The sequence below is a fragment of the Frondihabitans sp. GW821-FHT04F02 genome, from assembly GCF_059420045.1.
Genome location: NZ_JBWKSZ010000005.1, coordinates 136,950 through 157,207, shown reverse-complemented (window position 1 = coordinate 157,207; position 20,258 = coordinate 136,950). Strand labels below are relative to the sequence as shown.

Here is a 20,258-nt window from a genome sequence, read left to right as displayed (position 1 = left end):
GCCCCTCACCAGGGCATCGGCACTCCATCCCTCACGGAAGGACGCGACCGTGACGTCGCACACCAGGATCAGGCTCTCCACGACTTCGGTCGTGCTTCACCGTGGCGCCGCTCGAAGCAGGCCGCACAGACCCTAGAGGTCGTGCACCACCGATCGACGATCAGGCGTCGACCAGCACGGCCCCGCTCCACCTCCGGTGGGATGCGCGCCCCACCACCGCGCATCCCGCCCTCGCAACGACGCGAGCACCAGCCTCACCAGCACCACCTGCAGCCTCACCAGCACCGCCGGCCCTCTCACCACGAGCCGAAGCACCCGCAGGCACCACGGGCTCCACCCGCTCCACGGCACCATCGGCACCACCCCTCCGCCCCACCATCGGAGGGTTTCCGGATCAGTGACGGCACCCACCGTCAGGAAGAGACACCTCATGGACTCCCAGAGGACCCCCGGCCGCACCCTCCTCGGCCGCCTCCCGCGCACGACCTCTCGCCACTTCACCAGGGGCGCTCTCGTCAAGGCCGCGGCCGCGACCATCGTCGGCGTGGTCATCGCCGCGTCGGCCGTCGTGCCCGCGCAGGCCGCGACCGGCGACGTCTCCGAGGCCGAGGGCGTGCTGCTCTCAGGGTCCGGGATCGTCAACCTCGACACCATCGCCCAGCTGAAGGGCGCCTACTCGTCGACGAGTGCGACGACGTCGGCCGGCACCGTCGCGAACCCCCTCGACCTCACCGCCGTCAACGCGCTGGGCGTGAACCTCGGCAACGGCGTGCAGCTGCTCGGCGCGAACGGGATCCTCCAGCTCGGCGTGGCCGGCCAGTACGCCGCCACGACGGCGACCACCTCGACGGCGGCGGCCGGTCTCGTCGGCTCCGACGGCACGATCGCAGTGGGCGCAGGAACTCCGGGCACCCCGTCGACCCTCAACCTCACGCCGCTCCTGAGCCGCGTCGGCGCGGCCTCGGCCGTCGCGTCCAGCGCCGAGCTCGACCTCGGCGCCCTCGCCTCGCGCATCCAGGCGCAGCGGACCACGGGCGCGGCGACGACCGGCTACGGAATCGCCGGCGCCAAGTTCCAGCTCACGAGCCCTGCGGTGGCGGGTCTCAACACCTCGCTGCAGACGACGGTCAACGGCGTCGGCTCGAGCCTGAACAACGCGGTCGCCGATCCGGCCGCGCTCAACTCGGTGGTGTCGGGCACCTCGGGAGGCCTGACGTCGGCCCTCAACACGCTCGGCCTCGGCGTGCTCAGCCTGAACGGCACGGCCCTCACCGCGAACATCACCGGCCTCAACCTCGCCGGTGTCACGGCGCCGGTTCTCGCGCAGACCTACACGTCGGGCCCGGTGACGATCAACCCGTCGACGGGCCAGATCGTCATCGACCTGAACACGCTGCAGGCGCTGAACGGCCAGGATCCGAACACGAAGCTGCTGTCGACGCCGGCCCTCCAGAGCATCGTCACCGCCGCGATCCAGGACATCCTCGTCACGCAGATCCCGACCGCGCTGAACACGGCCGTCGTGACCGCGATCGGCAACGCGACGCTGAACGCGACCCTGACCGCGAAGATCAGCCTGCTCGGCGGCAACGTCTCCAACCTCACCGTGAACATGACGACGTCGCTCGCGAACCTCCTCAAGACGACCGGTCGCGCTCCCCTCACGGTGACAGCCAGCGCGACCGCGATCGGCGCCCTGGGGCTGAACATCTCGAGCGCCGTGCTCAACCCGCTGCTCCAGCCGCTCGTGGACGGAACAGTCGCGCCCCTGCTGCGCGGTCTCGTCGCCCCGACCGTCGGCACGATCACCTCCACTCTCGCCGCCACGACCGGTCTCGTGAACACGACCCTCGCGCCGCTCACCGGCATCCTGAACCAGCTGGTGACGATCACCGTGAACGCGCAGGACTCCACGACGGGATTCCGGGACTCCCGCGGCGACGACGCGGGCTCCCAGTCGGTCTCCGCCCTCCGACTGACGGTGCTGCCGGCCCTCAACGCGGCGACCGTCAACCTCGCCACCTCGACCGTCAACGCGACGCCGATCGCACCCGTCGCCATCACGGCGCCGACGGTCGGCCAGCAGTTCACCGTCGCCACCCCGACCGCCACCCGATCCATCACCGTCAGCGGCACCGGCGAGCCCGGCGCCGGCGTGGCAGTCGACCTCGGCGGCGGCCGCACCGGCACCGCCACGGTCGCAGCCGACGGCACCTGGTCGTCCACGATCCCGGGCGTGGGGGTGGGCTCCGTCACCGCCAGCGTCACGCAGACCTTCGGCGGCGTCGCCGGCAGCCCGGTCACCCGCGCCTTCACCGTCGTGGCCCAGGCTCCGCTGACCATCACGAGCCCGACCGCCGGCCGTACCTTCACCGTCGTCTCGAACTCGGCCACGACGCCCGTCACCATCACCGGCACCTCGACGCCGGGTGCCGCTATCGCCCTCGACCTCGGCTCGGGCATCACCGGCACCACCACGGCACAGGCCGACGGCACCTGGTCGGCGACGATTCCCTCGCTCGCGGTCGGTCCGTACACGGCCTCGGCCACGCAGACCATCGGCGGCACGACGTCCGCAGCCGTCACCCGCTCCTTCTCGGTCGCCGCGGGCGCCCCGCTCACCGTCGCGACACCCGCTGACGGCACCCGGATCGTCGTCCCGAGCGTCACGTCGACGACCACCGTCACCGTCACCGGTACCGCGCAGCCCGGGGCGACTGTGACCGCGTCGCTCGGCTCGGGCCTCACCGGCACGGACACCGCGGCCGCCGACGGCACGTACAGCATCCCGATCTCGGGCGTCGGCACGGGGCCGTACACGGTCGGCGTCCGCCAGACCGTGGCCGGCACCCAGTCCGCTGCCATCACACGCGACATCACTGTCGTCGCGGCGTCGCCGGTCGTCATCCAGGCACCTGCCGCGGGAGCGCAGATCTCGGTCGCGGGCCCGAACTCGACCACTCCGGTCACCGTCTCCGGCACGGCGCAGCCGAATGCCTCCGTCACCGTGCAGCTCATGACCGGCGTCACGGCGACCGTCACCGCCGGCTCGAACGGCGCGTGGAGCACGACCTTCCCGGCCGTCCCGGTCGGCGACTACACGGCCAGCGCGACGCAGACCGTCGCCGGGGCGACCTCACCCGCCGTCACCCGCGCCTTCTCGGTCGTCGCCGGAGCCGATGTCGTCATCACGGCCCCGGCTGCCGGCACCGTCTCGACGGTGGCCGATTCGACGTCGACCCGCAGCGTCACGGTCTCGGGCACCGCCCAGCCCAGCGCCTCAGTGGCCGTCGTCCTGGACGCGACGCACACCGCGACGGTCACCGCGAACGGCTCCGGCGCGTGGACGACCACGTTCACCGGCGTCGGAGTCGGCGACTACGCCATCACGGCCGCGCAGACGGTGAACGGAACGAGCTCCGTGCCGGTCACCCGCCCGTACTCGATCGTCGCCGGCGCACCCGTCGTCATCACCGCTCCGGCTCCCGGGGCGACGGTCCTGGTCGCCGGCGCCGGCACCAGCGCGAACGTCAGGGTCAGCGGCACGGCCCAGCCGAACGCCAGCGTGACGATCGACCTCGGCGGCCAGACCGCGACGGTCACGGCCAGCGCCTCCGGCGTCTGGACGAACGCCTTCTCGGGCGTCGCCATCGGCACGCACACCATCAGCGTCGCCGAGACCGTGGGCGGCACGACGTCGCCCGCCGTCACGCAGACCCTGACCGTCGCGATCGGCGACCCGGTGGCCATCACGGCGCCGAACCCGGGCGACAGCGTCACCGTCTTCGGCGCCGACGGCACGACCACTGTCGTGGTCTCCGGGACCGCCCAGGCCGGCGCCCGAGTGGTGGCCGGCTTCGGAGCCGGGCTGAACGCGGCGACGACGGCCTCCGCCTCGGGGGCCTGGACGGTCTCGATCCCGAACGTCGCGGTCGGCGACTACTCGCTGTCGGCCACCCAGACGATCAACGGCTCGAGTGCCGCGTCCGCGTCACAGGCGTTCTCGGTCATCGAGGGCGACGGCATCGTCATCCAGACGCCGGCGAGCGGCACGGTCTTCGCCGTGGCCGATGCCGGCTCGACCCGGCCGTCGACCGTCGTCTCCGGTGTCGCCGATGACGGGGCCGCCGTCACTGTCACCCTCGACTCGGGCCAGTCGCTGTCGACCACGGCGAGCAGCTCCGGCACGTGGAGCGTCTCGTTCCCGAACCTGACGCCGCGCACCTACACCGTCGGGGCGAGCCAGACCGTCGGGGCCGTGTCGTCCCCCGCCATCAGCACGAGCTTCACGATCGCGGTGGGCGACCCCGTCACGATCACCTCGCCCGCCGCCGGCACCGACTACACGGTGGCAGCCGCCGGGCAGACGGTCCCCGTGACCGTCACCGGCTCCGCGCAGGCGAATGCCGTGGTCCACGTCACGGCCGACGGCCGCACCGTCGACGTCACCGCCTCGGCTGCCGGCCGCTGGTCGCTCGTGCTCGACGGCACGGCGAACGGGACCGGATCGGGCCTGGGCATCGGCGACTACCCGGTGAGCGTCACCCAGACCGTCGGCGGCACCACGTCGACGCTGCCGGCCACGACCGACTTCACGGTCTCGGCCGGAACCCCCTTCACGGTGGCTGCCCCCCTCGACGGCTCCATCGTCCCGGTCGCCGACGATGCCAGCACGGTCACCGTGCCGGTCTCAGGCGCCGGCCAGGTCGGCGCGTCCGTGGCAGTCACTCACGCCGGCGTCGCCAAGACCGTCACGGTCGGCATGAACGGCACCTGGTCGACCTCCTTCCCGGGAGTCGGCACCGGTGACCAGACCTTCGTGTCGGTCGAGACCGTCGGCTCGACGACCGCCGGCCCGATCAGCCGGACGATCACGGTGAAGGCCGCCCCGGCCGTCACCGTCGTGGCCCCGGAGTCCGGCTCGACCATCCTGGTCGCCGGAGCGGGTTCGACGACCGACGTCACCGCGACCGGAACCGCGGCGCCGAACGCCCCCGTGACCGTCACGGTCGGCTCGACGAGCGTCGACACGACGGCGACCGCCGGCGGCACCTGGACGGCCGACCTCGGCCAGCTCGGGACCGGCACCTACACCGTGGCCGCCGCTCAGACGGTCAACGGCACCACGTCGACGCCGATCACCTCGACCTTCCAGGTCGCAGCCGCCCCGACGGTGGCCATCACGACGCCGGCCGCCGGCACGACCATCACGGTCGCCGACGACGACTCGACCACGAGCGTCCCGGTCGCCGGGACGGCGTCCCCGAACGCGACGGTCGACGTGACCATCGGCACGACGACACGCGAGGTCACCGCCAGCGGCACCGGGGCCTGGTCGACGACCATCCCGGACGTCGGGACGGGCACCGCGACCATCTCGGTCACTCAGACCATCGGCGACACCGTCTCGGCGGCAGTCACTGCGACTGTGAAGATCACAGCGGGCGACCCCGTCGCCATCACGACGCCGGCCGACGGCTCGACCGTGACCGTGGCGGATGCCGTGGCGACGGCGACGATCCCCGTGACCGGCACGGCCCAGGCCGGGGCCAGCGTCCGCGTGACGCTCGACGGCGGCACGCCGAAGACGGTCACGGCCGACAACTCGGGCAACTGGTCGACGAGCTTCACCGGCGTCGCGGTCGACGTCGACCCGCACACCATCGCGGCGACCCAGACCGTGAACGGCACGACGTCGGCGGCCGTGACGAGTGACGTCACCGTCGAGGCGGGCGACCTCGTCACGATCACCACGCCCGACGACGGCGACGCGTACGTCGTCGCCAGCGACTCGGCGACGACCGACGTGAAGGTCACCGGCACGGCCGAGGCCGAAGCCACGGTCACGGCCGAGCTCGCCGACGGCATCGCCGCGACCACGACCGCCAAGGGCGACGGCACCTACACGCTGACCCTCCGCGACGTGCCGACCGGTCCGCACAGGATCTCGGTCACCCAGACGATCGACGGGACCACGTCGGTCGAGCCCGCCACGGTGAAGATCACCGTCGGCACGGCGGACGCGGTCACGATCACGACTCCGGTCGCCGGCACAGACCTCCAGGTCGCCACCATCGGCGAGACCGTCGACGTGCCGGTCTCGGGTGTCGCCGAGCCGGGAGCCGACATCACCGTCGACCTCGGCGGCGGCCTCACCGCGACCACCACGGCGGGCGACGACGGAAAATGGTCGGTCACCGTGCAGGACGTCCCGGTCGGCGACCACACGATCTCGGTCGTGCAGACCATCGGCGGCTTCGACGCCGATCCGGTGACGCGCGACCTCGTCGTCAGCGTGGCCGACCGCGTGGTCGTCAGCGCTCCGGCCTCCGGCGCGATCATCCCCGTCGCGACCGCCGGCAGCACGACGAGCGTCCCGGTCTCCGGCACCGCCGAGCCGAACACGGCCGTGCGGGTCTCGCTCGACGGCGGCACCCCCGCGGTCGTCACGAGCGACGGCGACGGCGCCTGGTCGACGACCTTCACCGGCGTCGGCGTGGACGACCACAGCGTCAGCGTCGTGGAGGTGCTCGACAACGGGCCCACGACGCCGGTCGTGGTGGCGTTCTCGGTCGGCGTCGCACAGGCCCTGACCATCTCCACCCCGCAGGCGGGACAGCAGTTCCAGCTTCCCCTGGGCACCGAGACCACCACGGTGCCGGTCTCGGGAACAGGCCTGCCCGGAGCCTCGGTGACCGCCACCCTCGACCGCCTCCAGCCGAAGACCACCACGGTCGCTGCGAACGGGACCTGGTCGGTGTCGTTCCCCGGCGTCGGCACGCTGCCCGCGACTCACGAGATCGAAGCCGTCCAGACGGTCGCCGGCACCGCGCAGGCGCCGAGAGACGTCACGTTCTCGGTGGTCACGAGCCTGAACCCGGCGGCCCCCGTCGAGATCACCTCGCCCACCGCGGGTGACGTGCTGCCCGACGCCGACGGCGACGGCACGGTCGACGTGCCGGTCTCCGGAACCGGCCAGCCCGGATCGACCATCACGGTCGACCTCGGCGACGGCCACACGGCGACCACGACCGTCGGCGACGGCGGCACCTGGACCGTCACGGTCACCGGCGTCCCGGTCGGTCCGATCACGATCGTGGTCACTCAGAGCGCGAACGGCACGGTGACGAGCTCCGACAGCGCCACGGTGACGGCCGACACGGTCGCTCCGGCTGTCATCACGGCCCCCGCCGACGGCTCCAGGGTCTTCGTCTCGGACGACGGCGCGACCACCGACCTCCTGGTCTCCGGCACCGGCGAGCCGGGCGCCTCGATCGCGATCGACCTCGGCGGCGGCCTCACCGCCACCGCGACGATCGGCTCGAACGGCAAATGGAGCGCCACGGTCGACGGCGTCCCCGTCGGCGACCACACCGTCTCGGTCGTCGAGACCAGCGACGGCGCGATCCTCCCGGCAGTGACCTCGAAGGTCTCGGTCGACGTCGCCGACCCGGTGAGGATCGCGACCCCGGCCGACGGCACCACTGTCACGCAGCCCACGGCGGGCGGCTCGCTGCCAGTCACGGGCACGGCCCAGGCCGGCGAGCAGGTCTCGGTCTCGCTCGACGGCGGCACGCCGAAGGTCGTGACTGCCGGCACCGACGGGACGTGGGCCGTGACGTTCCCGACCGTCGCCGCAGGAGACCATGAGATCTCGGTGACGCAGGAACTCGCCGACGGCCCCACCGACGCGGTCACCGCCGAGGTGACGATCCGCGTGGCGAACTCCGTGGCGATCACCGCTCCGCAGACGGGCCAGCAGATCCAGGTCCAGACGGGCTCCGCGACGAACGTCGTGGTGACCGGCACGGGCGAGCCCGGCGCGAAGGTCAAGGTCGTGCTGAACGGCGTCGACCCGCAGACGGCGACCGTCACGGCCCAGGGCACCTGGACCACGACGTTCACGGCGGTCGACCCCGGCAGCCGCAGCGTCACCGCGACCCAGACGGTCGGCGGCGTCGCCGGCGATCCCGCCAAGGTCACCTTCACCGTCGTCGAGAAGGCGAACCCGGTCGCCGCTCCGACGATCACGAGCCCGTCCGCAGGACAGATCGTCCGCGACGACGACGGCGACGGCTTCTTCGACGTCCCGGTGACGGGCACGGGCGAGCCTCGATCGACCATCACGGTCGACCTGGGCGACGGCCTCACCCGCACGACGACGGTCGGCGCAGACGGCACCTGGTCGGTCACGGTCACAGCCGTGCCCGACGGGCAGGCGACCATCCAGGTCACCCAGAAGACCGGCAGCGTCGTCACCGGCTCCACCGCGGTGACGGTGACCGGCACGAAGGCGGCCCCGATCGCGATCACCGCCCCGACGGCCGGGCAGAACGTGCCCGCCGGCCTCGGCGGCACGGGGGCCACGACGGTCACGGGCACCGCAGAGCCGGGCGCCACCGTGAGGGTCCGCCTCGACGGAGGCACCGCGCAGACGGTCACCGCCGACGCCGACGGCGCCTGGTCGGTCTCGCTGACGGGGCTTGCGACCGGCAGCCACACCGTGACGGCGACCGAGACGGTCGGAGTGGCCACCTCGGCACCCGTGTCCGTGGCATTCACGGTCGTCCCGGTCACGACGACCGGCGGCATCACGGTGCTGAAGCCGTCAGACAACGCCCTGATCCCCGACTTCGACCGGGACGGACACCACGTCGTGCCGATCAGCGGAATCGGCACCCCGGGTGCGCTGGTGACGGTCGATCTCGACAACGGCACGATCCTGACCACGACCGTCCTCGCGGACGGCACATGGAGCGTGACCTTCCCGCTGGTGCTCGACGGCGACCACACCTTCATCGCCTCGCAGACGGTGGCCGGCGTGTCGACCAGTGCTCCCCAGCAGTCGTTCACCCTGATGGCGCTCGACCCGCTGAAGGTGAACTCGCCGGCGCCGGGCTCGACCTACATGGCCGGCAGCGACGGCACGGCGACCGTCCCGATCATGGGGACGGCCGAGCCGGGGGCGTCGGTGACGGTGATGCTCGACAACGGCGACACCAAGACGGTCGTGGCCGATGCCGACGGCAACTGGAGCGTCGCGTTCGCGGGAGTAGCACCGGGTGCGCACACCTACACCGTGACGCAGTCGATCATGGGCATGACGTCCGACCCGGTCTCCACCACGTTCACCGTGATGCGCGATCCGGCCGCCGGCAGCGGGGGAAGCACGAACGGCGGCGGCACCGGCGGCGGCACTGGCTCCGGCGGGGGCCCGGGCAGCGGCAGCGGTACCGGCTCGGGAACCGGCTCCGGCACCATCGCTCCCGCCGGCAACGGCGGCACGACCAGCTCCGCCCCGACCTCCCTGGTCGAACGCGGACTGGCCTACACAGGCTCGGTCGTCCTTCCCTGGGCGGCCGTGGGCGCAGGCATCCTCGCGCTGGGTCTCGGGATGTTGGGTGCATCCCGCGGACTGAGCAGGATCAGGGCGAGGAAACGCTAGCGCCGGAGGCGACCCTCTCCTTCGGGTGTGAGAGGGTCGCCTCCCTTCTCCTCTCAATCGACTGAGCGAGATCGGCGACTCCATGACGGCGACGACGGCACGACCGACGGGGCGAGTGCGCCTCGCCGTGCTCGCGGCCGGCGTCGCCGCCCTGGCATCCTGGACCGTCGCGACCTCGGCCGAGTGGACCGACTCCCTCTCCCTGGGCCCCCGGGGCCCCGACGGCGGCGACCTGGTCTCGACCTCGTTCGGCTTCGAGCAGCGAGCGGTGGCGACCGATGGCACCACGGGGGAGTGGACGGGCGGCGGAGCGGCCGACCCGCTCACCGCCCTGCCGTTCACCGGCGAGGTGCTCGAGGCCGGAGCCCCGGTCTACGCCGCGCTCGAGGTCCGCACCCGCGCCGGCTCGCTCGCAGGCCGGGTCGCCGTCGCGGCTCCTGTGCCGGAGCGCGCCGCCGGCCCCGACTCCAGCGCCCTCTGGAAACGCCTCCACGTCCGCATCGCCGCCCTCGCCCCGGGCGCCGGCTGCTCGGCCGCGACCATCGCCAGCGGGCAGCAGCTCGCCGACGGAACCCTGGCGAGCGTCCCCGCGTCCGGCCCGGTCTCCCTCGCGGCCGATTCCGGCGACGCGGTCCTGCTCTGCTTCGAGGTCGGCCTCGATCCCGGGGCGCAGGAACTCCCCGCCGCCGCCCAGACCACCGCCACCTGGGCCCTGCAGGCCGTGAGCACGGCGTGACCGGCCACCGTCTGCGAGGCTGGGGCATCGTCGCGGTCGCGGCGGCGGCGGCCACCCTCGCCTCCATCGTCGTCCTCGCCGTCGACGTCACGCTCGTCGAGGGGGCCGCTCCCGCGCGCGAGACGGTGGCCGTCAGCGCCGACCGGGGCCTCCAGCCCCAGTTCGCCGGCTTCAGCCCCGGGTACGCGGAGACGTGGCGCCTCGACGCGACGCCGGGCAGCGACGCGAGGCTGGAGCTGCGGGTCGAGCCCGCCGGAGGCCTCACCTCGGTCGACGACGGGCTCGCACTGTCGGTGGCGACGTGTCGGGATTCCTGGACCGCCTCGAGTTCCTGCGCCCGGAAGACGACCGTGCTGGCGACGACACCGCTGAGCGACCCCGTCTTCGACGACGGCATCGTGCTCGGCCGCGTGGCGGCGGGCACGACCGTGCACGTGCAGCTGGTCTTCGAGATGGCCGACACGCCGGCCGCGCGCACGGACGACTCTCTGATGGGTCTGGCCGGGAGCGCCGACCTGAAGGTCACGGCGTCGGGCATCACGCTCTCGGGATCCGGCGCCGGCGGGGCGGGCGGCGGCGGGCAGTCGCCCGGGGCGGGCTCGGGAGCGGGATCAGAGGCAGGATCGGCCTCGGGCTCCGGGTCGACGTCGGGTTCCGGCTCGACCGCTCTCGACGGCTCCGACGGCCGTGATGGCAGCGAGTCCGCGGCCGGGTCTTCCGAGCGGTCCGACCCGAGCGCGCGCGGGAGCGACCCCCGTGACCGGAGACTCGCCTGGACGGGCACGACGATCGCCGGGGCCGGCGTGCTCGGCGCCTCGCTCGTCGGCATTGGCGCCGTCGTGATGCTGGCGCGCCGGCGCACCCCGCGCTCCTAGCGCATCCTCGCTCGCGGCCCCTCGGGTGGATCGGCGGGTGCTCAGCGGGCGTGGTGCGCGGCGCTCGCGTGCCGGCGGGCGTCGTAGGCGTCGGAGAAGGAGGCGGTGGTGAGCGCGGGGTCGGCGTCGGACTCCGCCAGGTGGCGGGGGTGCGGCGAGGGAGCAGTCGCGTCGGAGGGCGACGCCGGTGGCGGGGGGCGAGTTCCTGCGCCCTCGAGCTTGTCGTCGCGGGACTCGAGCTCGTCGGGATCGCGCAGCAGGCGCTTGTCGAGCGGCGGGCGGAAGCCGATCACGGCAAGCATGCCGAAGAGCGCGCCGACCGGGAACACGACCTGCGGCTTCGAGACGGCCGACAGAACGAAGCCGAGGCCCGGCGTCGACCAGAAGACGCGGTCGGCGCTCCTCGTCACGATCGGATCGGGGTCGGCCTCGGCGTTCGCGTCGCCCTTGATGACCAGCGACCAGGCGCCGTCCGGGCGCTCGGCCTTCGACACCAGGCGGTGCGTGACGCGCTCGCCGTCGCCGCGGATCACGCTCACCACGTCGCCGGGCTGCAGCTCGGCCGCCGGCACCGTCTTCGACAGCGCGAGGGCCCCCGTCGGGATCTGCGGCGACATCGAGCCGGTGCGGAACACCAGCGGCGTCACGCCGAACAGCAGCGCGGCCGCCGCCACGAGCAGGCAGAGCACGCCGATCACGGAGCCGATCCAGAGGATCACCTCGCGGATCGCCACGGCCGCGCGGAATCCGCGGCTGGCGGTCGCTGGGGCTGATGTCATCGGCTCTGCTCGATCGTGGGGAAGAGAAGCGGGCGATGGTCGCACGGTCCACCCGAATGGAACCGGTCGAACCACCGCCCGCTCGTCCCGGCTCGGCCGGGACCGGAGTGACCTGGAGAAGGTCGAAAGACTACTGGTTGGCAGTGAACGACACCGTCGCGACCGTCGACCTGCCCTGGGCGCCGGTGGGGGCGCTCGACGGAAGCTCGACTCGGAAGCAGAGGTTCTCGACGGCACCCACGGCCAGGGGGCGACCGGTGACGGCCGGGGCGGCGCTCAGGGTCGTCGTCGGCGAGATGTTCGTCGCGGTCACGCCGGCGGCCGACGTGTAGGTGGTCGCGTTGCAGGTCGCCGACGTTCCGTTCGACACGATGCCCCAGTTGAGGTTCGCGTTGAGGGGGATGGCGTCGGCGCCGTTCGTCGACCCGACCGTGAAGCCATAGGTGAACGGCACCGTGCCGGCGTTGCTCACGGGGAGGTTCGCGTAGACGACCGTGCCGGGCACGGCGTTCGCCATGCTGAGCGACGTGACGGCGACCGTGCCGTCCTGGCCCTGGAGCTTGAGGTCGAGCGATCCGGTGCTGAACGTGCCGGTCGCGGCTCCGGTGTCGGACCACGCGGCGAGCGTCGCGACCGTGCCGAGGCCGACCACGGCCCCGAGGGCGAGGACCGCTCGGACCCTGCCCGAGCGGGAGAGGCCCCTCTTACGAGGTGCGGGGGCGTGCGGGGTCGCCAACTGGGTCGACATGGAGTCTCCTGATCCTGATCCGGAGGACTGCGAGGGAAGCTGGTTGGGCCTCCGCCGGTGGTGAGCCGGGCGGTCCGTGTGCGTTCGAGGGTACTCCAGACAATCCGGTTCGACCAGTGTCAGATCGCCCCCGTCCGGGGGACTCGCGGGCAAGGCCCCACCCCGGCCGCGAGTGTCGGCGGCTCCGACTACTCTTTCTCTGTGGTCACCGCTCTGTATCGCCGTTATCGGCCCGAGAACTTCGCCGAGCTTATCGGACAGTCTCAGGTGACCGATCCTCTGCGCACCGCCCTGCGCACGAACCGGGTCAACCACGCCTACCTGTTCAGCGGCCCGCGCGGCTGCGGCAAGACGACGTCGGCCCGGATCCTGGCGCGCTGCCTCAACTGCGCGGAGGGCCCGACCGACACCCCGTGCGGCGTCTGCCCGAGCTGCGTCGAGCTGTCGCGCGACGGCTCCGGCTCGCTCGACGTGATCGAGATCGACGCGGCCAGCCACAACGGCGTCGACGACGCACGCGACCTGCGCGACCGCGCGATCTTCGCCCCGGCCCGCGACCGCTACAAGATCTTCATCCTCGACGAGGCGCACATGGTGACGCCGCAGGGCTTCAACGCGCTGCTCAAGATCGTCGAAGAGCCGCCGGAGCACGTCAAGTTCATCTTCGCGACGACCGAGCCCGACAAGGTCATCGGCACGATCCGATCGCGCACGCACCACTACCCCTTCCGCCTCGTGCCTCCCGCGCAGATGCTCGACTACGTGCAGCACCTCTGCGAGACGGAGGGCGTCGAGGCCGCGCCCGGAGTCCTGCCGCTCGTCGTGCGCGCCGGAGGCGGCTCGGTGCGCGACACCCTCTCGCTGCTCGACCAGCTCATCGCCGGGTCGGAGGGCGACGCCTCCGGCAGCGTGACCGTCGAGTACGAGCGCGCCGTCGCCCTGCTCGGCTACACGCACGCCTCGCTGCTCGACGCCGTCGTCGACGCGCTCGGAGCCCACGACGGCTCGGCGGCGTTCGCCAGCGTCGACCGCGTGATCCAGACGGGTCAAGACCCGCGACGGTTCGTCGAAGACCTCCTCGAGCGGCTCCGCGACCTCATCGTCGTCGGGGCGACCAACGAGGGCGCCGGCGCGGTGCTGCGCGGCATCACGCCCGAAGAGCTCGAGCACCTCGGCCGCCAGGCGCACGCGTTCGGCGCCGCCGAGCTCTCGCGCTCGGCCGACGTCGTCAACCGCGCCCTGACCGACATGACCGGCGCGACGTCGCCGCGCCTCCACCTCGAGCTGATGATCGCCCGCGTGCTCGTGCCCGAGAGCGACGAGACCGGCCGTGGTGCTCTCGCCCGCGTCGAGCGGCTCGAGCGACGAGTCGGCGTCGATCAGGGCGGTGCAGATCAGGGCGGTGCAGATCACGGCGTTGCGAGGCAGGGTGGTGCGGGGCAGGGTGCTGCTGCGCAGGCTGGCGCGTCCTCGGGCGGTGCCGCTCCGTCCGGAATGCCGCCGCGCGGTGCCGCGCAGGGCGATGCTGCGCGCGGTGCCTCGCCGGCCGCGTCCGGTGCGTCTGCCGCCGCGCCCGCCTCGTCGTCGCCCGCCGCCGCCGCGGATGCGTGGGCCGCTGTCGCGCCAGGAGCGCCGGCCGCCCCGTCCACGCAGGCTCCCGCTGCCGCTCCGGCGCCGGACGAGCCGGTGTCGTCCGCCGCGACGACTCCGTCAGCTCCCTCGCCGGCCGCACCGTCGACGCCATCGTCCGCTTCTTCTCCGGCCGCGTCGTCGCCGCCTCCGGCCGCGCCGGTCGGCGCCGTCACGCTGCAGCAGCTCCGCGACAGCTGGCCCGAAGTGCTCGAGGTCGTCGAGCGCGACAAGCTCTCGGCCTGGATGGTCGCCATGACCGCGACGGTCCGCGACTTCGCCGACGAGGTCCTCACGCTCACCTTCCCCAGCGTCAACGACGTGGAGCAGTTCAAGCGCCCCGCCGGAGCCTCCGGCGAGGGCGTCAGCGAGCACCTGCGTCGCGCGATCGTGCAGGTGCTCGGCGTGCGGGTGAAGTACATCGCAAGGGTGGAGCGTCCCGACGAGGGCGGTTCGGCGGCACCGGCGGCGACGACGCCCGCGGCGCCGAGCCCGACGGCTCCGGAGGCCGTGGCGGGCCCGGCCGCACCGGCGGCGGCGCCGACCCCGACGCCGACGGTCGCGGTGGCGCCGGCAGCGTCGAGCCCGGCGGCGGGCGGGCACGTTCCTGCGCCAGCACGCCCTGCGCCCGCCTCGTCGGCGCCCACCACCGGCTGGGATGTCGCGCCGATCCCGCAGTCGGCTCCGCCGGAGGCCGACGAGCCCGGCCCCGACGAGCTCGGCCCCGACGGGCCCGGCCCCGACGAGCCCGGCCCGGACCTGCCCGAGCACATCTCGACGGAGCCGCCCGGGGGAGTCCCGCCGGTCGACGTCGAGCCTCCGGTCGACGCCCGCCCCGCGGCCCCCGCCTCGACCTCGGCGGGATCTGCTGCTGCCCCGTCTGGACCTGCTGCCACCGGGTCCGCGGCGCCCGCCCACTCGGCGCCCTCGGCCCAGTCGGCACCGCGCTCACCCGCACCGAGCCGCGGCGTGCCGCAGAACTCGCGGTACGGCGAGGCCGTCGTGCGCGAGATCCTGAACGCGCAGTTCATCCACGAAGAGACCGTCGCGCCGCGTGTCACGCCGCAGAGCGGGCCGCCGGCCGACGGGAGCAGCTGAGCATGTACGAGGGCATCGTCCAAGACCTGATCGACGAGTTCGGCCGGCTTCCCGGCATCGGGCCGAAGTCGGCTCAGCGCATCGCGTTCCACATCCTGCAGACCGAGAACTTCGACACGTCGCGGCTCGCCGAGCTGCTCGTCGACGTGAAGACCAAGGTGCGCTTCTGCGAGATCTGCGGCAACGTCACCGAAGAGACCACGTGCTCGATCTGCCGCGACCCGCGGCGGTCGCCGGCCACGATCTGCGTCGTCGAAGAGGCGAAAGACGTGCAGGCGATCGAGCGGACGCGCGAGTTCCGCGGCCTGTACCACGTGCTCGGCGGCGCGATCAGCCCGATCGACGGCATCGGCCCCGACGACCTCCGCATCCGCCAGCTCGTGCAGCGCCTCGCCGACGACACCGTCACGGAGGTCATCATCGCCACCGACCCCAACCTCGAGGGCGAGGCGACGGCGACCTACCTGTCGCGCATGCTCGCGCCCTTCGGGCTGCGTGTCACGCGCCTCGCATCGGGCCTCCCGGTCGGCGGCGACCTCGAGTACGCCGACGAGGTGACGCTCGGGCGCGCGTTCGAGGGCCGACGGCTCGTCAGCGAGTGATCTCGCAAGGACTCCTGCAGTAGACGTCCTTGTCAGTCCTGCATGCGAGACCCTGTTTCCTTGCAGGGTGCGCAGATCGGGGCGCAAATCCTTATGAGCGCGCACACGTTCCTCTCGTAAGGACGCCAGCGGGCGGCGCCCCCGCCGTAACCCGCTCGAAACGTCCCATAGAATCGTGGGTCAAGCGCGGCGATCGACCGCCCGCTGTGAATGGAGTGACCCGGTGGCGCTGATCGTGCAGAAATTCGGCGGTTCGTCCGTTGCCGACGCCGAGAGCATCAAGCGGGTCGCCAAGCGGATCGTCGAGACGCGCAAGGCCGGCAACGAGGTCGTCGTCGCCGTCAGCGCGATGGGCGACACGACCGACGAGCTCCTCGACCTCGCCAACGAGGTCACGCCGATGCCCGCCGGCCGCGAGCTCGACATGCTGCTCACCGCCGGCGAGCGCATCAGCATGGCCCTGCTCGCCATGGCCATCCGCGGCCTGGGCGTCGAGGCGCGCTCGTACACCGGCAGCCAGGCCGGCATGATCACCGACGCCCAGCACGGCAAGGCGCGCATCGTCGACGTCACGCCCGGCCGCGTCCGCGAGGCGCTCGACCAGGGCGCGATCGCCATCGTCGCCGGCTTCCAGGGCTTCAACCGCTCGACCGGAGACATCACGACGCTCGGCCGCGGCGGCTCCGACACCACGGCCGTCGCCCTCGCGGCGGCGCTCGACGCCGACGTCTGCGAGATCTACACCGACGTCGACGGAATCTTCACGGCCGATCCGCGCGTTGTGCCCAGAGCGAAGAAGCTCGACCGCATCACGAGCGAGGAGATGCTCGAGCTGGCCGCCGCCGGCTCGAAGGTCCTCTACATCCGCGCGGTCGAGTACGCGAGGCGCCACGGCGTCACCCTGCACGTCCGCTCCTCGTTCAATGGCAACGAGGGAACACTGGTCGTCAACCCGAAAGAGGGAGAGCACGTGGAAGAGCCGATCATCGCCGGTGTCGCCGGAGACCTGAGCGAGGGCAAGATCACCGTCGTCGGCGTGCCCGACAAGCCCGGCAAGGCCGCCGAGATCTTCCGCACGGTCGCCAAGACCGGCGCGAACATCGACATGATCGTGCAGAACGTGTCGGCCGCGGCGACCAGCCTCACCGACATCTCGTTCACTCTGCCGAAGGCGGATGGCGCGACCGTCATCCAGGCCCTCGAGTCCGAGCGTGAGTCCATCCAGTTCGCGGGCCTCCTGTACGACGATCAGATCGGCAAGCTGGCCCTGGTCGGCGCCGGCATGCGCACGAACGCCGGCGTCAGCGCCAAGCTCTTCACCGCGCTCTACGAGGCCGGCATCAACATCGAGATGATCTCGACCAGCGAGATCCGCATCTCGGTCGTGACCCGGGCCGACACCCTCAACGACGCTCTGCGCGTCGTCCACGCGGCCTTCGACCTCGACGGCGAAGACCTCGCCGTGGTCCACGGCGGCACCGGCCGCTGACGCGGCCCCTCCCACGAAGCCCCACAGGCACGAGAACAGGACAAGACCATGGCTGAAGGCCTCCGCGTAGGCGTCGTCGGTGCGACCGGGCAGGTGGGTGCCGTGATGCGCCGGCTGCTCGAGGAGCGCGAGTTCCCGATCGCAGAGATCCGGTTCTTCGCCACCGCGCGCAGCGCCGGCACCACCCTGCCGTTCAAGGGCGAGCAGATCGTCGTCGAAGACGTCGAGACGGCTGATCCCTCCGGTCTCGACATCGCGCTGTTCTCGGCTGGTGCCACCGGATCGCGCAAGCACGCCCCGCTGTTCGCCGCCGCGGGCGTCCTGGTCATCGACAACTCGAGCGCCTGGCGCATGGACCCCGAGGTGCCGCTCGTCGTCAGCGAGGTCAACCCCCACGCCATCGACGAGGCCGTCAAGGGCATCGTCGCCAACCCGAACTGCACGACAATGGCCGCCATGCCCGTGCTGAAGGTGCTCGATGCCGAGGCCGGGCTCGAGCGGCTCACGGTCAGCACCTACCAGGCGGTCTCGGGCTCCGGCCTCGCCGGCGCCGAGGAGCTCCTGACGCAGGCCAGGGCGGCTCTCGAGCAGGACACCATCGGCCTGGTCCAAGACGGCGCCGCGGTGTCGTTCCCCGAGCCGGTCAAGTACGTCGCCCCGATCGCGTTCGACGTCATCCCGTTCGCGGGCAGCCTCGTCGACGACAGTCTGAACGAGACCGACGAGGAGAAGAAGCTCCGCAACGAGAGCCGCAAGATCCTCGAGCTGCCCGATCTGCGCGTGAGCGGAACGTGCGTGCGAGTTCCTGTCTTCACCGGCCACTCGCTGTCGATCAACGTCGAGTTCGCCCACGACCTCACGCCCGAGCGCGCCACGGAGATCCTCTCGTCGGCCCCCGGCGTGGTGCTGTCCGAGGTGCCGACTCCGCTCGCCGCCGCCGGCCAGGACCCGAGCTTCGTGGGCCGCATCCGCCACGACGAGGGCGCCCCGGGCCACCGCGGGCTGGCGCTGTTCATCTCGAACGACAACCTCCGCAAGGGTGCCGCTCTGAACGCGGTGCAGATCGCCGAGATCGTCGCGGCGCGTCGCACGGTCGCCGCCGGCTGAGTCTCGCTCGGCATCGAGCGTTACCCGAGAACGCGGACGCTCGTCGAGCCATAGACTCGACTGGTGACTGCTGCAACGGAGCCCATCGACGTCGCCCTCATCGGCGGCGGAATCATGTCCGCGACCCTCGGCACGCTCCTTCACGAGCTCCAGCCCGAGTGGACGATCCGGGTCTACGAGTCGTTGAACGACGTCGCGCAGGAGAGCAGCAACCCGTGGAACAACGCGGGCACCGGTCACTCGGCCCTCTGCGAGCTGAACTACACGCCCCAGAAGGCCGACGGCTCGATCGACATCACGAGCGCGGTCAAGGTCAACGAGCAGTTCCAGGTCTCGCGCCAGTTCTGGTCGTTCCTCATCGGCGCCGGGGCTCTCCCCGAGCCCGACCGCTTCATCAACTCGACGCCGCACATGAGCTTCGTCTGGGGTGCGGCGAACGTCGAGTACCTCCGCAAGCGCAACGAGGCGCTCGAAGGGCACCCGCTGTTCGCCGGCATGGAGTTCAGCGACGACCCCGGCACGATCGCGGAGTGGGCCCCTGCCCTCATGGCCGGTCGCTCCCCGGGAGAGCCCGTCGCGGCGACGCACATCCTGGCCGGCACCGACGTCGACTTCGGGGCGCTGACCCGCAACCTGTTCGACCACCTCACCTCGACCGGCACCGAGCTGCTGCTCGGCCACCGGGTCACCGACCTCACCCGCCTGCCCGGCACCGGCTGGGGGCTGACCGTGGTGAGCGGCGCTACCGCCGAGACGACCCGGGTCCGGGCGCGATTCGTCTTCGTCGGCGCCGGCGGAGGGGCGCTCGGCCTCCTGCAGAAGTCGGGGATCCCCGAGATCGCCGGATTCGGCGGCTTCCCGGTGAGCGGCGAGTTCCTGCGCACCGACAATCCCGAGGTGGTCGCGAAGCACCAGGCCAAGGTGTACGGCAAGGCCGCCGTCGGCTCGCCGCCCATGTCGGTGCCGCACCTCGACACCCGGGTGGTCGACGGCACCGCGAGCCTGATGTTCGGGCCGTACGCGGGCTTCAGCCCCAAGTTCTTGAAGTCGGGCTCGTACCTCGACCTGTTCAAGTCGATCCGGCTGCACAACCTGTACCCGATGATCCGGGTCGCGCTGTCGAACTTCGACCTGCTGAAGTATCTCGTGAGCCAGCTGGCCGCGTCGAAGAAGACGAAGTTCGACGCACTGCTCGAGTTCATGCCCGACGCCGACCCGAAGGACTGGTACCGGATCACGGCGGGCCAGCGAGTGCAGGTCATCAAGAAAGACGCCAAGAAGGGCGGCGTGCTGCAGTTCGGCACGGAGGTCGTCTCGGCGGCCGACGGCTCGATCGCCGGCCTGCTGGGTGCCTCGCCTGGCGCCTCGACGGCCGTCCCGATCATGCTCACCGTGCTCGACCGGTGCTTCCCGTCGAAGAAGGCCGAGTGGGCGCCGAAGCTGCGCGCCATGATCCCGACGGTGGGCGAGCAGCTGGCCGACGACGAGAAGAAGGCCGCGGCCACCATGGAGTCGACCGCGAAGTCGCTGGGCATCCACGCCTGACCCCCGTCTGTACCGGCCCGGGTTGGCGTCATGTGTCGCCCGTCGGCAGTATGATCTGCGTGGACCGCATTCGGGGCACAAATAGCCCCATATGGGTGGTCCACCCGCGTTATGTCCCCTGAAACCGGGGTACACGGAGCCGCCGTCTTTTGCGATACTTCGAATAGCCGCAGATCTCGCTGCGGCCCCTGCAGTCCACAGACAT

General features: G+C 72.1%; 10 protein-coding genes. 8 read left to right on the top strand and 2 right to left on the bottom strand.

Annotated features, from left to right (window positions below):
- Window positions 1-430 precede the first annotated feature (430 nt).
- The 3 genes from AC07TY_RS14940 to AC07TY_RS14930 all read left to right on the top strand — a co-directional run bounded on the left by AC07TY_RS14940 (window position 431) and on the right by AC07TY_RS14930 (window position 11,056).
- On the top strand, window positions 431-9,445 hold the full coding sequence (locus AC07TY_RS14940; RefSeq protein ID WP_494785812.1) for a choice-of-anchor G family protein: 9,015 nt from the start codon (window positions 431-433) through the stop codon (window positions 9,443-9,445).
- Between the two features lie 82 nt (window positions 9,446-9,527).
- Window positions 9,528-10,181, top strand: coding sequence for a hypothetical protein (locus tag AC07TY_RS14935; RefSeq protein ID WP_494785811.1), 654 nt, complete (start codon window positions 9,528-9,530; stop codon window positions 10,179-10,181).
- Window positions 10,178-11,056 carry a hypothetical protein gene (locus tag AC07TY_RS14930; RefSeq protein ID WP_488624431.1) on the top strand — a complete coding sequence of 293 codons (879 nt, stop codon included), beginning with the start codon at window positions 10,178-10,180 and terminating at the stop codon, window positions 11,054-11,056. Before AC07TY_RS14935 ends, AC07TY_RS14930 begins: the two co-directional genes overlap by 4 nt.
- Window positions 11,057-11,097: 41 nt before the next feature.
- Here AC07TY_RS14930 and AC07TY_RS14925 read toward each other — a convergent pair whose 3' ends face one another.
- Window positions 11,098-11,835: a signal peptidase I gene (locus tag AC07TY_RS14925; protein ID WP_494785810.1), complete on the bottom strand. Its 738-nt coding sequence runs from the start codon at window positions 11,833-11,835 to the stop codon at window positions 11,098-11,100.
- 130 nt (window positions 11,836-11,965) lie between these two features.
- Window positions 11,966-12,583, bottom strand: coding sequence for a SipW-dependent-type signal peptide-containing protein (locus tag AC07TY_RS14920; protein ID WP_494785809.1), 618 nt, complete (start codon window positions 12,581-12,583; stop codon window positions 11,966-11,968).
- A 201-nt stretch (window positions 12,584-12,784) separates the two neighbouring features.
- Here AC07TY_RS14920 and AC07TY_RS14915 point away from each other — a divergent pair, with 201 nt between their 5' ends.
- From AC07TY_RS14915 to AC07TY_RS14895, 5 genes are all read left to right on the top strand, one after another.
- A complete protein-coding gene (locus AC07TY_RS14915; RefSeq protein ID WP_494785808.1) occupies window positions 12,785-15,310 on the top strand; it encodes a DNA polymerase III subunit gamma and tau in 2,526 nt (841 codons plus the stop codon).
- Window positions 15,311-15,312: 2 nt separating this feature from the next.
- Window positions 15,313-15,912 carry a recombination mediator RecR gene (gene recR, locus AC07TY_RS14910; RefSeq protein ID WP_123507384.1) on the top strand — a complete coding sequence of 200 codons (600 nt, stop codon included), beginning with the start codon at window positions 15,313-15,315 and terminating at the stop codon, window positions 15,910-15,912.
- Window positions 15,913-16,135: 223 nt separating this feature from the next.
- Entirely contained in the window at window positions 16,136-17,401 is a 1,266-nt protein-coding gene (locus AC07TY_RS14905) for an aspartate kinase (protein WP_123507382.1), read from the top strand.
- Window positions 17,402-17,449: 48 nt separating this feature from the next.
- Window positions 17,450-18,508, top strand: coding sequence for an aspartate-semialdehyde dehydrogenase (locus AC07TY_RS14900; RefSeq protein WP_494785807.1), 1,059 nt, complete (start codon window positions 17,450-17,452; stop codon window positions 18,506-18,508).
- Between the two features lie 114 nt (window positions 18,509-18,622).
- Window positions 18,623-20,053 carry a malate:quinone oxidoreductase gene (locus tag AC07TY_RS14895; RefSeq protein ID WP_494785913.1) on the top strand — a complete coding sequence of 477 codons (1,431 nt, stop codon included), beginning with the start codon at window positions 18,623-18,625 and terminating at the stop codon, window positions 20,051-20,053.
- Window positions 20,054-20,258: the final 205 nt, after the last annotated feature.

Excerpts from the sequence above, each read along its gene's own strand:
- AC07TY_RS14895 (WP_494785913.1), top strand. The coding sequence starts at position 18,623 with ATGTCCGCGACCCTCGGCACGCTCCTTCACGAGCTCCAGCCCGAGTGG.
- AC07TY_RS14935 (WP_494785811.1), top strand. The coding sequence starts at position 9,528 with ATGACGGCGACGACGGCACGACCGACGGGGCGAGTGCGCCTCGCCGTG.
- AC07TY_RS14900 (WP_494785807.1), top strand. The coding sequence starts at position 17,450 with ATGGCTGAAGGCCTCCGCGTAGGCGTCGTCGGTGCGACCGGGCAGGTG.
- AC07TY_RS14920 (WP_494785809.1), bottom strand. The coding sequence starts at position 12,583 with ATGTCGACCCAGTTGGCGACCCCGCACGCCCCCGCACCTCGTAAGAGG.
- AC07TY_RS14940 (WP_494785812.1), top strand. The coding sequence starts at position 431 with ATGGACTCCCAGAGGACCCCCGGCCGCACCCTCCTCGGCCGCCTCCCG.
- AC07TY_RS14925 (WP_494785810.1), bottom strand. The coding sequence starts at position 11,835 with ATGACATCAGCCCCAGCGACCGCCAGCCGCGGATTCCGCGCGGCCGTG.
- recR (WP_123507384.1), top strand. The coding sequence starts at position 15,313 with ATGTACGAGGGCATCGTCCAAGACCTGATCGACGAGTTCGGCCGGCTT.